Source organism: Nocardia sp. CNS-044 (assembly GCF_059570515.1).
Genome location: NZ_JCANSX010000008.1, coordinates 424,854 through 436,445 on the forward strand (window position 1 = coordinate 424,854; position 11,592 = coordinate 436,445).

Sequence of the window (11,592 nt, forward strand, 5' to 3'; positions counted from 1 at the left end):
TCTGGTGCCGGGCCACCAGCGCCCGCGACCGCGACGTCCGGCGCCGCTGCTGAACGGTGCCGGACGCCGCTGTGGTCTTCCGTCGCGAATCAGCCAGCTGCCGTTGGCACCAGCGCGGCGAGCGCTACCGCGGAGTCCGGGTGCCGGGTCACGAGTGCCGCGACCTCGGTGTGCGGAGCTGCCGCCGGACGCTGCCACTCGCCGCCGTGGCCGAGCAGCGTGGCCAGCGCGTCGCAGCTCGCCGGATGGGCGAACAGCAGATCGCCGACCGGTCCGCCCGCCACTGCGGCGACTGGCGCGGCGGTCGGCTGCGGTGTGCCCGTCCACGGCGGAGTCCAGCGGTCCACCGCCGCGAGACCGGACGGGAACGTGCGACCGGCCTCCCTGGTGAGCGCCGGAATCAGTTCACCGGCCTGGCCGCGCAGGGTGGTGATCAGCTTCGGGAGCCAGGGCAGCAGCACGCTGTCCGGCAGGCGGCCGAACGCCTTCGAGAGCAGCTCCACCACAAAGGGTTTCAAGGACGGCACCGGATCCATGGCTTGCACGAAACCGCTCAGGTAGTGCGGGAAGGCGGGGACCACGAGCGGGTTGGCCAGCATGTCGTCGCAGCGGGTGCGCAGTTCCGGCAGCGTCAGCAGACCGAGCTGCATGCGCGTCGCCCACAGCAGCGCGACCTTGGCGGGCGCCTCCGGATGCGACTGCAACACCGCGAGTTCGAGCTGGGTGTGGTCGCAGCCGAGCGAAAGCGCCAGGTTCTCCATGCCGAACAGGAAGCCGAGCATGGCCGCGACCGGCCGCACTCCGGTGTTCTCGTCGGTGAACGCGGTCGGCAGCAGCGTGCAGTAGTGCGCGTAGCCCGCGGTGACGAACCGGCCGCACCACTCCGGCAGACCGTCGGTGGTCGACCGGAAGTAATTGAGCAGCAGCCGGATTCGGCGCAGCACCTCGGGCGCGTCGTCGACCGAGCGTTCGGCGGCGAGCAGTTCGACGGCGCGGTGACCCAGCTCGTCGGCCAGGCGCGGCGAGTTCAGGAACACCAAGGCGTCTTCCACCGCCGCCAGCGCCACCGCGGCGGTGGCGTCCGCGGCGGACACCGCCATGCGCAGCCGCTGCTCGAGCACCTGCTCGATGGTCACGCCCTCGTAGCCGAGCTCGACAAGGGCGCGCTGGTGCTTGCCGAGCGCCAGATCCCAGCTCTCCTGAATGGAACTCTCGCCGAGCGCCCGCGACCCCATGATCGGCCGCACCGCGTCCGAAGGCAGCAGTCTGCGCAGGATCCACAGCAGATCCGAGCACGGCCGCAGGTGCGGGTCGGCGCGCAGGTCCAGCAGCGAACGCTGCACGGTGCGCTTGCTGGTGTCGATCCCCAGCGGCGCGAGCCGGTCGAGCACGTCGCGGGCGAGCGGCGGCAGCGCCGCGTAGCCCACCTGGCCGATACGGTCACCGCCGAGCAGGATCTCGCACAGTCTGCGCACGTCCCGGCGACCCGGCACGTGGTCCTTCTCGATGCAGGTGATCGCCGCGTCCTGGAAGTCGTACGGCGTCGGGCGGGCGCGATTGCGCATGCCCGCCAACAGGATCGAGGTCTCGAACACCGCGATCGCGTCGGCGGTGCTGGCCAGATAGCCGTTGCGCCGAGCCAGCCGGACGATGTCGACCGACCAGTCGAGCAGCTCGGCCTCATCGAGCGAGTCCAGCCGCGGCGGTGTGGACAGGAACCCCGTCAGCTGGTCGGTCACGGCGGCGGCCGTCACCACCGGCGGGGTGCGCTTGCTCGTCTTCTTGCTCGTGGATTTCTCGCCCGCGAGCTGGAACGGCTTCACACCGCCGCGCCGCAGTCCCTTCGACCAGGTCGCCGTCGCGATCGACACCGACCCCGAGGCCAGCCCGAACTGCTCCTCGATGGCCGAGTGGCTGGACGGGATCAGCCCGTACTGCCAGGTGGTGTTCGATCGCGGCGTGATCTCGTAGGGCGCCGCGTCGGCGGGCAGCCCGAACTGCTCGACGTGACTTGCCGCGTGGAACGCCCCGCACACGTACAGGCAGTCGGCCGGGTCGACGCCGGTCGCGTCCAGGTGTTCGCGCATCCGCGTCCACATGTAGCGCTCACGGTTCTCGTCCTCCTCGACGCCGGTGCGGCGCAGGCGACGGAACAGGCTGCCGATCAGCACCATGACTTGGCGGTAGGTGGCGTAGTCGGCGCCGGCCAGCGGTTGCTCGACGTACTGATCCCACCACTCCGACCAGTGCCGCACCTTCCCGTGGTGCAGCAGGTGCTCCTCGAGTTCGGCGAAACCCGGTCGCAGATCGCCTATTTCGATGCCGACCGCGTCTCCGTGCAGTGCCCCGCCCTCGGTGGGCTCCGGCGTTTCGTCGGCGGGTGCCTCGCCCTTCGGTGCGTCGCGGTCGGGCGCCCACTGGAAGACGTGGTCGGAGGAACGGTCGACGAGCACGAGCTCGACGCCGGGGGTGTCGAGCGCGTAGGCGATGGCTTGGTACTCCGCCGACGCCTCGGTGATCGGCGCGACCACCGACAGCGGCGCCCACGCGGCCGGGAATCCGTCGAGTTCACCGGCCCACGCCTGCACCGCGACCGGCAGCCTGCAGTTGCGCAGCTCGTCCAGGATCGGGCGCAGGTCCTCGCACAGCTCCAGGTAGACGACCTTGGGCCGCTTCTCGTGCAGCCGCCGCACCATCGCCAGCCCCGAGGCGGGTGAATGGTGGCAGACCGGGAAGATCTCGAGTTCGACCGCGAGCGCGCGGTCGACGTCGTCGACGATGCCCGCGAGGATCTCCGCGACCGCGCCCGGCTCGGCCGCGAATCGCTCCGCGGCCGTGGCCAATTGCTCGCGCAGCGCGCCGAACGCTCCGGTCACGAGAGCCTCGCGATCGCCGCCCGGCCGCCCTCGAGGAACTGCGACCAGTCGCCGCCCGCGTCCTTGCTGCGCGGTTCCACCACGCCGTGCCAGAACTTGTTGAGGATCGCCAGGTCCTCCGGCGCCCGCCGGGCCAGCGAGCCGACCAGCGACCCGGCGAGGGTCTCCGCGCGCAGTGTGCGGTCGCCGAAGAACTGACTGTGCAGGATCGCGTCTTCCAGCACGCCGATCTGTTCGGCGGTCGACAGTGCCGACTCCAGCTTCTCGTCGTCGCTGGTCGCGGCGGCGGCCGCGGAGCGAAGATCGGCGAAGCTGTCGAGCAGGATGTCGAGCAGCGTGGGCGGCAGCTCCAGCTCGATCTCGTGCCTGCGCAGCAGCTCGGCGGTGCGGAAACGCACGATCTCGGCCTCGCTGCGCTTGTTGGTCACCACCGGGATGCGCACGAAGTTGAAGCGCCGCTTCAGCGCCGAGGAGAGGTCGTTCACACCGCGGTCGCGGCTGTTGGCGGTGGCGATGATGGAGAAGCCAGGCTTGGCGAACACGACGTTGTCGTCGTCGAGTTCGGGGATGGAGACGTACTTCTCGGACAGGATCGAGATGAGCGCGTCCTGCACGTCGCTGGTGGAGCGGGTCAGCTCCTCGAAGCGGCCGATCACGCCCTGCTCCATCGCGGTCATGATCGGGGACGGGATCATCGACTCCCTGGACTGGCCCTTGGCGATGACCATGGAGATGTTCCACGAGTACTTGATGTGGTCCTCGGTGGTGCCCGCGGTGCCCTGCACGACGAGCGTGGAGTTGCGGCTGATGGCGGCGGAGAGCAGCTCGGCCAACCAGCTCTTACCGGTACCGGGATCACCGATCAGCAGCAGCCCGCGGTCGGAGGCCAGGGTGACGATGCTGCGCTCGACGAAACTGCGGTCGCCGAACCACTTCTGGTCGATCTGGCGGTCCAGGCCGTCGGCGCGCTCGGAGCCGAGGATGAACAGCCGCACCATCTTCGGGCTCAGGCGCCAAGCGAAAGGCTTGGGGCCGTCGTCGATCGACTCGAGCCAGTTCAGCTCCTCGGCGTACTTGATTTCGGCGGGGGCGCGCAGCGCGGTGTCGGTCATTTTTGCGAGGTCTCCTAGTCGAGAAAGTTCTTGAGTTCGAACACGAGTTTTTGGATGCGGCCCGAGATCACCGGTGTGCCCATGGCCTTGAAGCGTTCCCGGAACCAGGGATTCACGCTCTGCTGGCCGGAGCTGTTCACCGAGCCGACGGGGATGAGCTTCACGCCGTTGCGGTGCACGGCCTGCATGCTCTCGTACAGCGGCTGGGAGCGGTCGAACTCGTAGAAGTCCGAAATCCACACCAGCACGGTGTTGGTCGGGTCGACGATCTTCGGCTGGGCCATCGCCATGGCGACGGGGCCGTCGTTGCCGCCGCCGAGGTTGGTGCGCAGCAGCACCTCGAACGGGTCGTGCACCCACGGCGTCAGGTCGATGGCGCGGGTGTCGTAGGCGATGAGGTGCACGTCGACCTTGGGCAATCCGGCGAAGATCGAGGCCAGGATGGTGCAGTTCACCATCGAGTCGACCATCGAACCGGACTGGTCGACCACCACGATCATCCGGGCGGGCACGGTGCGCTTGGCGGTTTGCCGATAGAACAGCCGATCCACGTAGAGGCGCTCGTCCTCCGGATTCCAGTTGGTGAGGTTCTTCCAGATCGTGCGATCGACATCCAGATTGCGCAGGATGCGTTTCGGCGGCACCGAGCGATCGACGGTGCCCGCGGTGGTCTGCTGCACCTGGGTGCGCAGCACCTCCGCGACCTGGTCGACGTAGCGGCGGATGAGCGACTTGGCGTTGGCCAGCGCGACGCCCGACAGGTTCGTCTTGTCGCGCAGCAGCTGTTCGATCAGCGACATGCTCGGCGTCAGTTGCGCCGAAAGCGCGGGATCGGCGAGCACCTCGCGCAGCCGCATCCGCGAGACCAGGTCGGCCTCGAGGTCGCCGAGCACGGCGCGCACATCTGCGCCGCAGTCCTCGCCGAGCATGCGCCGCAACCAGCCCGCATCGCGCTGCCAGCCCGCCAGCTGGGTCGCGCTGACCGTGCCGCCGCCGGTCGCGAAGACGTTCAGCAACAGCTTGGATATCAGAGCGGCCGAACGCACTTCGCCGGAGCCGATGGTCGGATCGGCCTCGGTCTCCTCGGGCCGCACCGGAGTCTCGTCCGCGTCCTGCTCGGCCGATTCCAGTGCGCCGTCCGCCGATTCGGCCGCCCGCACGTGGGCGCCGAGCCCGTCGAATTCGGCCCCCAGATCGGGGAACCGCTGCACCACGTTGTCGATCGAGACACCGGGGTCGAGCAGCACCGCGGGCAGGCCGAGGTCGTCGACGATCGCCACGCTCGACGTCTCCAGCGCGGGCTGCGCCTCGCTGTCGAAAATGCCCGCGAGCAGGCGCCAGTAGAGGATCTGCCGTCGAGTCTCGTTGCTGTCGGTCATTTTCTCAGCAGCCGTCCCGCTCGTTCCCTGAGCACCGCGACCGCGTCGCCCGACTTCGCTTGTGACTTGGCCGCTTTCGGGTCCGTCACGCCGCAGGCCCAGTCGCCGCCGTGCACGTCGACCTCCACGCCTTTGGTCTTCTTGCGCACGGCGAGCGGGCGCAGCGACCAGCGCCCGGCGTCCCAGCGCAGCAGGCCGAGGCAGGTCGATGAGCCGTTCACCGCGGCGGGCGTCAGCGGGCCGCAGGTCGGCAGCCGGTCGAGTTCGAGGGCGAGCCGGTGCCCGTCCAGCTCGAGTGCGCCGTCCTCGACCTTGTAGCCCTCCACCAGGACCGGCTCGGACAGGTGCACCGGATCGCGATCCAGCGGGGGAGTCGCCGGGGCCAGCGCGCTCGCCAGACCGATGCGTGCCGTGGCGAACGGATCGGCGCTCGCGCCGAGGCGAGCCGACTCGTCGTGCCAGATCAGGTCGCCGCTCGCGGTCATCGGCATGCCGTCGATGTCGAGACCGAGCCGCTCGGCCATCGCTTTCAGCAGCTGCGGATGCTCGGGAAACAGCTGCCAGATCGCGGGCCCGACGATCGTGTCGACCTTGGCCGCGGCGATGCTGACCCGCACCCGCCGCGTCTGCCCGCCCGCCGTCTCCAGCAGCGCGTACAGCTGAGCCTGCACCGCGGTGCCGTGCTCGTGCACGTCGACGCCCAGCGGAAGCAGCCGCCCGGAGACCGCGGTCGTCTCGGCGAAATCGCTTGTGCGCCAGGTCAACAGCAGCGCGCGCGCCCACAGGTCCGCCCAGCGCCGGGCGGGCAGCCGGTCCAGCGTCGCCACCGGAGAGCCGGCGCGCAGCTCGGCCGTCAGGCCGTCGAGCAGGACGGCGAGCCTGCGTAAGGCCGGTTCGGCGAGCAACGCCTCGACCGTCTGATCGGCGGCCGAGACGAGGTCGTGGTCGACGCCGCGCCAACCGGTGATGGCGACCTCCTGCAACCAGGAACGAGTGCCCGCCGCCAGGTTGTGCGGCGTGTGCGGCGCCTCCGGCTGCTTCCACGCGGCGCGTTCGCGCCCCAGCGCGGTGTCCACCCGGTCCAGCAGGGCGTCGTGTACGGCGCCGAGCAATGCGGCGCGTCCGCCCGCCAGCGCGGACAGCTCCTCAGGACCGATCGAGCCCGCGCCGAGTTTCGCGACCGCCTCGGCGATCGACGGTCCGAGCGGGGATCCGCCGAGCGCGGCGGCGAGGCTCGCCAGCGCGGCCGTGTGTTCGTCGGTGAGCCGCGCGAATCCGTGCACCAGCGCGGTGTCGAATCCCGTCACCACATCGAGCGTTTCGGGCACACCCGCCGGCGGCTCGAGCAGTTCGGCCAAATGCACGCCGAGCATCAGCGGCTCACCCCCGTCGCGGGAAACCACTGCAACTCGGGGATCGGCGCCGTGGCGCCGGGCAGCTCCAGATACGCGAGATGGCGCAGGAAGCGGCTGAATACGACGGCGGCGGGCGCGGGTTCGTGCGCGCAGTTCAGCGCGGCGCGCAGGCTCGCGCCCTCGGCGATCTCCAGGCCCAGGTAGCGGGCCACCTGCCCGGCGCCGTACTGCACCACAGCCTCGTCCAGCAACGCGTCGATGTGCTTGCACGGAAAGGGTCCGCGCAGTCCGCCGCACGGCCGATTGTTGTTGGTGCTACAGCTGAGTCCGTGCGTCTTCGCCGACACCGACGAGACGTACACCCGCGCGATATCCGATCCGCTCGACACCACGCCCTGCAACCGCCCGTCCGCCATCTCGACGAAGGGCACCTTGGCCAGTTTGCGCGGCGCCACGACGGGCAGCGTCTGCACCACCGCCGCCCGCTCCCACTCGCGGTCACCCGAGTCCATCGCGTTCCCTCCCGTTTCTCTCCATGACCGAAAACCTACGCGAACCCACCGACAAGTTCGGGGCCCGCTTGTCGATCTTGTGAACAGCGACAACCTCTGTCCCGCAACCGGTTTCGGTATCGACGTAGTTGTCGGTAGGGGCTGCTAATCTGCCGCTGGGCGACGCTGCGCCCGGGTCCGCGGGAACCCGTGAGCAGCGCCCCGGCGGCGCGTCGGGGCGGCTGCTCGTGGCGCGGCCGTGGTATCGAGGACGGATGACACCGACGCGCTCTTCCTACGATGTCGTCATCGTCGGCGGCGGCCACAACGGCTTGGTCGCCGCCGCGTACCTGGCGCGAGCGGGCCGCTCGGTGCTGTTGCTCGAGCGGCAGTCGCACACGGGCGGCGCGGCGGTGTCGGAACGCCCGTTCCCCGGTGTCGACGCTCGGGTATCTCGGTATTCGTATTTGGTCAGCCTGCTGCCCGCGAGCATCGTGCGCGATCTGGGCCTGCGGTTCCAGACCCGCCGCAGGCGGATCTCCTCCTATACGCCGGTGGGCGACGGGGGGCTGCTCGTCGACACCGGATCCGAGGCGCGCACCAGGGCGAGCTTCGAACGTCTCACCGGCTCCGACCGCGACTTCGAGGCGTGGCAGCGGTTCTACGCGAGCACCGGACGGATGGCTCGGCGGGTGTTTCCCACCCTGACCGAACCGCTGCCGACCCGAACCGAACTGCGGCGCGTCGTCGCGGACGACGCGCTGTGGGACGCGGTCTTCGAACGGCCGCTCGGGGAGACGATCGAGGCGACCTTCACCGACGACACCGTGCGCGGCGTGGTGTTCACCGACGCGCTGATCGGCACCTTCGCCCACGCGCACGACCCCTCGCTGCGGCAGAACCGCTGCTTCCTCTACCACGTGATCGGCGGTGGCACCGGCGACTGGGATGTGCCGGTGGGCGGCATGGGCGCGCTCACCGACGCGCTGGCGGACGCGGCGCGCGCCGCGGGCGCCGAACTGGTTACGAACTGCGCGGTGACCGGCGTCGACAGCGACGGCGTCGCTGCGGAGGTGCGCTACGAGGGCGGTGCGGTCGGCGCGCGGCACGTCCTGGTGAACGCCGCGCCGCACGAGCTGGCGCGCCTGCTCGGCGCACCGGAAGAGCCGAAACCCGAAGGCTCCCAAATGAAAGTGAACATGGTGCTGCGGCGACTGCCGCGCCTACGGGACACTGCGGTCGATCCCGCCGAGGCCTTCGCCGGTACCTTCCACATCGCCGAATCGTATGCGGGACTGGAGAAGTCCTATCGTGAAGCGGAGGCCGGGCGGATGCCATCGGCGCCGCCATCGGAGATCTACTGCCATACCCTGACCGACCCGTCGATCCTGTCCGCCGACATCGCGGCCCGCGGCATGCACACGCTCACGCTCTTCGGATTGCACACTCCCGCACGGCTTTTCCGTGACAACCCGGATGCTGCCCGTGCCGCCGCGACTAAAAGCGTGCTCGCGCAACTGGACCGGGTGCTGGCCGAGCCCATCGCCGAGTGCCTGGCGCAGGACGCCGACGGCGCGCCCTGCCTGGAGGTGAAGTCCCCGCTCGATCTGGAGCGCGAGGTCGGGCTGCCCGGCGGCCATATCTTCCACCGCGATCTGGCTTTTCCCTATCGGGAGGACGAGAGCGCGACGGATCCGGCCGGACGCTGGGGCGTCGCGACCGGGGTGCACAACGTGTTTCTGTGCGGCTCGGGCGCGGTGCGCGGCGGCGGCGTCAGCGGCATCCCCGGGCACAATGCCGCGCGGGCCGTCCTCGAGTCGTGACACGCCCGGGCGCGTCCGCCGGATATTTTCCAGCGACCCTCGCCCAGCTGCCCGCGATCACCGGTCCCGGCCGCACATCAGCGAACCATCGGATACCGCAACACCATCGGCTGTACAGTCACCGCGACGCAGCCGTTTTTTGCTCAGGAGCCACCATGGCAGACAAGCGCCCCATCCGTACCGACGTCCCGCATTCGGCGCGAATCTGGAACTACTGGCTGGGTGGCCGCGACTACTACGAGGCGGATCGGCTAGCCGGCGAAGCCGGTGTCGCGGGGTATCCCGAGATCAGGACGCTGGCGATGCAATCGAGGCAGTTCCTGATCCGGGTGGTGCGGTATCTGGCGGCGGAAGCGGGCGTCCGTCAGTTCCTCGACATCGGCACCGGGCTGCCCATCATGCAGAACACGCACGAAGTGGCACAGTCCGCTGCCCCCGACTCCAGGATCGTCTACGTGGACAACGATCCGCTCGTCCTCGCGCACGCCAGGGCGCTGCTGGTCAACACCACCGACGAGGGCGTGACCACTTATCTCGAGGCCGATTTCAACGACCCCGAGGCGATCCTGGCCGACGCGCGTCACGTGCTGAACTTCAGCAAGCCGATCGCGATCATGTACATCGGCGTGCTCGGGCACGCGCGCAGCTACGACCAGGTGCGGCGCGTGGTGAACACCATGATGGACGGTGTGCCCTCGGGCAGCTACCTCGCGCTCTGCGACGGAGCCACCGACGACAAGGCGTACGTGCGGATGTGCGAGAACTACGCCAAAACCGGTGGGGTGCCGTACTTCCCGCGCAGCTCCGCCGAGATCACCGGCATTTTCGACGGTCTGGAGCTCGTCGATCCCGGCGTGGTGCCGATCAACCACTGGCGCACCGACGCCGCCGCCGAGGGCGTGCGCGGCGCCTCGGCGTGGGGCGGCGTCGGCCGCAAGCCGTGACGCTCGGCATCCACACCGAATCTCCACCGGCTCGACCGGGAATCGGCGCAACTCGTTCGTAAGGTTGCCTGCATGGTGATCGAACAGCTCGGAACGAACGAATTCGTCCGGTGGGTGGGGGAATTCGAGGCCAAGGCGCGCGCGAGAGCGGCGGCGGGCGACCCGGACTGGAGTCGCGGCGCCCGCCTACACCCCGCGATCGTGCGCAGTGTGCAGCGATTCCAGGTCGGCGAGAGCGGGGACGGGGCGGACCTGGTCGCGAAAGCCGAACGCGCCGGTGATCCGGTGTACACCGCGGCGGTCCGGTTGTTCGTCGAGGAGGAACGCAACCACGCCCGGCTGCTCGCCCACCTGCTGCGTGCTGCGGGCCGACCGACCATCGCGCACCACTGGACCGACGCCGTGTTCGTGCGGCTGCGCCGAGCGCTGGGTCTGCGTCTGGAACTGATGGTGCTGATGGTCGCCGAAGTCGTCGCGGTGCAGTACTACCGGGCGCTGCGCGACGGATCCGACGATCCGCTCACGACCCGCGTCGCCACGCTGATCCTGGACGACGAACGTCGGCACGTGCCCTTCCATACCCAGCGGCTGCGCGCGGCGTTCGCGGACGCGCGTCTGCCGACTCGCCTCGCGGTGCGCGCCTTCTGGTGGACCGTGCTGGTCGGAGCGACCCTCGTCGTCGTCCACGACCACGGTCCCGCACTGCGCGAACTGGGTTGCCCCCGAGGTGAATTCGTCCGCGAGACGCTGGCTCTCTTCGCTACGGTCGTGCCGTCGGCCGTGCACGGCCGACGATGACGCGGGCTATTCGGTGCGGCCGCCGATTCGGCGGGTCAGGGTGTCGGCGGTGGCGCGGACGCGGGCGGCCAGCGCGGTCCAGTCGGCGTCGCAGGGGTGGCGGGCGCACCGGTGGCGAAGGGTCACGCTGACGGCGGCGATGGGGTGGTGATCGTGATCGAAGACGGGGAAGGCGACGGAGGCGAAGCCTGGGGTGACGTGGCCGTCCTCGCAGGCCCAGCCGCGTCGGCGTTCCTCGGCGAGGACACGGCGCAACGCGGCGAGACCGGCCGGACCGCGGTCGGTGCGGGTCACGAAGGACGCGGCGGTGGGGAAGAGGGCGCGCACGTGCGCGGCGGGCAGGTGCGCGAGGATGGCGCGACCCGAGGCGGTCAGGTGCGCGGGCAGCCGGACCCCGACGTCGGTGACCAGGGTTTCCGGCCGTGCCGGGCGCTCCTTGACGAGGTACAGCAGTTCGTTGCCGTGTAGCACGCCCAGATGCGCGTTGTGCCCGACTTGCTCGACGAGTTCGCGCAGCAGCGGTCCGGCGAGACGCTCCAGCGGATCGTGCCGGAGATAGGCGGCGCCGAGCTCGAACGCGGCGATGCCGAGTCCGTAACGGCGCTCGGCGGGCAGGTGCGTGACGAAGCGGGCCTGGGCGAGCTCGGCGAGCAGGTGATAGGTGGACGAGCGGGGCAACCCGAGTTCGCGCGCGATGGCGGCCGCCGACACCGGACCGGGTCTGCCCGCGAGTAGCCGAAGCACCGCGAGCCCGCGGCGCAGTGCGGGGATGTCGCTGCTCGCGCCCACGGTGCCTCCTCGGCTTGTCTGGGAT

The 11,592-nt window shown here is 70.0% G+C and carries 9 protein-coding genes; 3 read left to right on the top strand and 6 right to left on the bottom strand.

Annotated elements, in window-relative coordinates; genetic code table 11:
• Positions 1-89: 89 nt before the first annotated feature.
• Genes T333_RS21165 through T333_RS21185 form a run of 5 tightly spaced genes read right to left on the bottom strand, consistent with a single transcriptional unit; the run spans position 90 to position 7,234 of the window.
• On the bottom strand, positions 90-2,876 hold the full coding sequence (locus tag T333_RS21165; RefSeq protein ID WP_496425571.1) for a DUF5682 family protein: 2,787 nt from the start codon (positions 2,874-2,876) through the stop codon (positions 90-92).
• A complete protein-coding gene (locus tag T333_RS21170; protein ID WP_496425572.1) occupies positions 2,873-3,988 on the bottom strand; it encodes an ATP-binding protein in 1,116 nt (371 codons plus the stop codon). Before T333_RS21170 ends, T333_RS21165 begins: the two co-directional genes overlap by 4 nt.
• Before the next feature lie 14 nt (positions 3,989-4,002).
• Positions 4,003-5,367, bottom strand: coding sequence for a VWA domain-containing protein (locus T333_RS21175; protein ID WP_355002939.1), 1,365 nt, complete (start codon positions 5,365-5,367; stop codon positions 4,003-4,005).
• A complete protein-coding gene (locus tag T333_RS21180; protein ID WP_496425573.1) occupies positions 5,364-6,740 on the bottom strand; it encodes a hypothetical protein in 1,377 nt (458 codons plus the stop codon). Before T333_RS21180 ends, T333_RS21175 begins: the two co-directional genes overlap by 4 nt.
• Positions 6,740-7,234 (bottom strand): hypothetical protein, encoded by a 495-nt coding sequence (locus tag T333_RS21185; protein ID WP_355002937.1) that lies wholly within the window; start codon positions 7,232-7,234, stop codon positions 6,740-6,742. The genes T333_RS21180 and T333_RS21185 overlap by 1 nt, the downstream gene beginning before the upstream one ends.
• Positions 7,235-7,488: 254 nt before the next feature.
• Here T333_RS21185 and T333_RS21190 point away from each other — a divergent pair, with 254 nt between their 5' ends.
• The 3 genes from T333_RS21190 to T333_RS21200 all read left to right on the top strand — a co-directional run bounded on the left by T333_RS21190 (position 7,489) and on the right by T333_RS21200 (position 10,778).
• Positions 7,489-9,036: a phytoene desaturase family protein gene (locus T333_RS21190; protein WP_496425574.1), complete on the top strand. Its 1,548-nt coding sequence runs from the start codon at positions 7,489-7,491 to the stop codon at positions 9,034-9,036.
• 155 nt (positions 9,037-9,191) lie between these two features.
• A complete protein-coding gene (locus T333_RS21195; RefSeq protein ID WP_355002935.1) occupies positions 9,192-9,980 on the top strand; it encodes an SAM-dependent methyltransferase in 789 nt (262 codons plus the stop codon).
• Positions 9,981-10,052: 72 nt separating this feature from the next.
• Positions 10,053-10,778, top strand: a complete 726-nt coding sequence (locus T333_RS21200) for a ferritin-like domain-containing protein (protein WP_496425575.1) — start codon at positions 10,053-10,055, stop codon at positions 10,776-10,778.
• 6 nt (positions 10,779-10,784) lie between these two features.
• On the opposite strand, the gene T333_RS21205 is transcribed toward T333_RS21200, so the two are convergent.
• Positions 10,785-11,567, bottom strand: a complete 783-nt coding sequence (locus T333_RS21205; RefSeq protein ID WP_496425576.1) for an IclR family transcriptional regulator — start codon at positions 11,565-11,567, stop codon at positions 10,785-10,787.
• Between the last annotated feature and the right edge of the window lie 25 nt (positions 11,568-11,592).

Bases quoted from the DNA above. Each gene is read 5' to 3' on its own strand.
- T333_RS21200 (WP_496425575.1), top strand. From the start codon at position 10,053: ATGGTGATCGAACAGCTCGGAACGAACGAATTCGTCCGGTGGGTGGGG.
- T333_RS21195 (WP_355002935.1), top strand. From the start codon at position 9,192: ATGGCAGACAAGCGCCCCATCCGTACCGACGTCCCGCATTCGGCGCGA.
- T333_RS21175 (WP_355002939.1), bottom strand. From the start codon at position 5,367: ATGACCGACAGCAACGAGACTCGACGGCAGATCCTCTACTGGCGCCTG.
- T333_RS21185 (WP_355002937.1), bottom strand. From the start codon at position 7,234: ATGGACTCGGGTGACCGCGAGTGGGAGCGGGCGGCGGTGGTGCAGACG.
- T333_RS21180 (WP_496425573.1), bottom strand. From the start codon at position 6,740: ATGCTCGGCGTGCATTTGGCCGAACTGCTCGAGCCGCCGGCGGGTGTG.
- T333_RS21170 (WP_496425572.1), bottom strand. From the start codon at position 3,988: ATGACCGACACCGCGCTGCGCGCCCCCGCCGAAATCAAGTACGCCGAG.
- T333_RS21190 (WP_496425574.1), top strand. From the start codon at position 7,489: ATGACACCGACGCGCTCTTCCTACGATGTCGTCATCGTCGGCGGCGGC.